The 1,824-nt window shown below is 67.2% G+C and carries 1 protein-coding gene; it reads left to right on the top strand.

Annotation, left to right across the window (positions count from 1 at the left end):
• The first annotated feature begins 699 nt into the window (after positions 1–699).
• Positions 700–1,527: an SDR family oxidoreductase gene (locus tag KBI5_RS24635; RefSeq protein WP_011436580.1), complete on the top strand. Its 828-nt coding sequence runs from the start codon at positions 700–702 to the stop codon at positions 1,525–1,527.
• Positions 1,528–1,824 lie beyond the last annotated feature (297 nt).

Here is a 1,824-nt window from a genome sequence, read left to right as displayed (position 1 = left end):
CACCCCGTCTCACACCGTCTACCTGCACAAACAGACTTTGCGGGTCACCCTGGGGCTCTTGCAAGGATGCGATTCGGTCGGTTTAGCCAGCTCTGTCGGTTTCGGGTGATCGGTCCTGGTAGAGCGGTATGGGGGACCGCGGGCACGGCTGGACCACGTGTCGCGGACACGAAAGCAGGCACGCCGCTTGTAGATCACGGAGATGTCTTATGTCCTCGTGGTCTGGAGTGCGGCGTGCCTGTGGGCGCATTGTCGCGCGCCGCGGCCGGCGCGGCCGAGCTGATCGAACGCGACGGCCGCACCTGGCATGAGGAGGACTCCGAGTGAGACACCCTCTGTCAACCCTCAGGCGGCCCGGTTCGAGCGCGTGGGCGCGGCAGACAGACCGGCTACACCCACAACACGATCGCGCGGGGTCGCTGGCCGCCCATCCCTGACTCGCCATCAGTCCCCGGCGTAGCCACCGGGACCCGCCGCCGGGACCCGCCACCCGGTCAGCCCGCCTGGCGACCGGGATCACCGTGCCCGGAGCCTACGTCAAGTTCCACCGCCTTCTGCAAGGGCTTACACTCAAGCTGGCGGTAGGCGTTTACGGAACCCTCGGTGGCCACCGCCACACCTGCTCGACTCGGGAGGTCCCTCTTTGTCCGCCACGCCCCAGCGCTCCCCAAGCCCTCAGTCCGCTCCCCGAGGAGACGCATGACCTCCGCAGGTGCGCTCGACGGCAAGGTGGCCGTCGTCACCAGTTCCAGCAAGGGGATTGGCCGTGCGTTGGCGACCGGCCTCGGTCAGGCCGGCGCAAACGTGGTCGTCAACTACAAGAACGACCGCGCGGGCGCCGAGCAGACGTGCCGGCGTATACAGGAGGCAGGCGGCATCGCCGTGGCGGTCGGCGCTGACGTAGGCGTCCCCGAGGACGCGCAGCGGTTGATCGACACGGCCCATTGCGAGCTTGGCAGCATCGATGTGCTCGTCAACAACGTCGCGCATGTCCGTCTTGGCCCGGCACAAGCGACGACTCTCGAGGACTGGGGCGACGCCATCAGCACCAACCTTCGGGGCGCCTTCCTGACGACCATAACCGCGGTGGCCGCAATGGGGGAGCGGGGTGGATCGATCATCAACATCTCAACCTGTGCCGACACCCTGATGCTCCGATACCACGCCGTCTACACCGCATCAAAGGGCAGCCTGGAGGCGATGACACGCCACCTCGCCCTGAGGCTCGCGCCGCGTGTGCGCGTCAACGCCATCGCGCCCACGGCCACGCGTATGGAGCGCAACTGGCAGGACAACCCCGACTTCGATCGAAGCTGGAGCGCCGTCATTCCGCTGGGCCGCATGGCGACGCCCGAGGACTACATCGGCCCGCTGGTGTTCCTGGCGTCGGACGCCTCGTCGTTCGTCACCGGGGAGATCCTCCACGTCGACGGGGGCTGGACACTCCAGGGCCCTGCCCCGGACATGCGGCACTACGACTTCGAGACGGACCGGCATCGCGGGCGAGGAGGCCCTGACAGATCTTGAACTGCTGCTTGCGGCGTTCCGCGAGTCCATCGTCTCGCGCGGGCTGCGGATCGCCGCGCTGGGGCTGCTACGGGCCCCACTCTCCTACATAGCCATCGACAAGGAGCCATCCGCGACGGCACCGCATAACGACGAGCGCGCCATAAGAAGGTGTTTGAGATCGTCGGTTGGACGATGGGACCGCGGGTGGCATAAGCCGGCGGAGTTATGTTGTTCCGCTCGCGGGGCGGCACGTCGTGTCACGGATCTCGATGCTCACGGGCAGCACGACCACTTCCGAGGCGTCCAGGTTCTGGG

The sequence above is a fragment of the Frankia sp. KB5 genome (assembly GCF_002099325.1).
Taxonomy (GTDB): domain Bacteria; phylum Actinomycetota; class Actinomycetes; order Frankiales; family Frankiaceae; genus Frankia; species Frankia casuarinae.
Note: the sequence above shows the minus strand (reverse complement) of the source record. Positions and strands in the feature narration are given on the sequence as shown.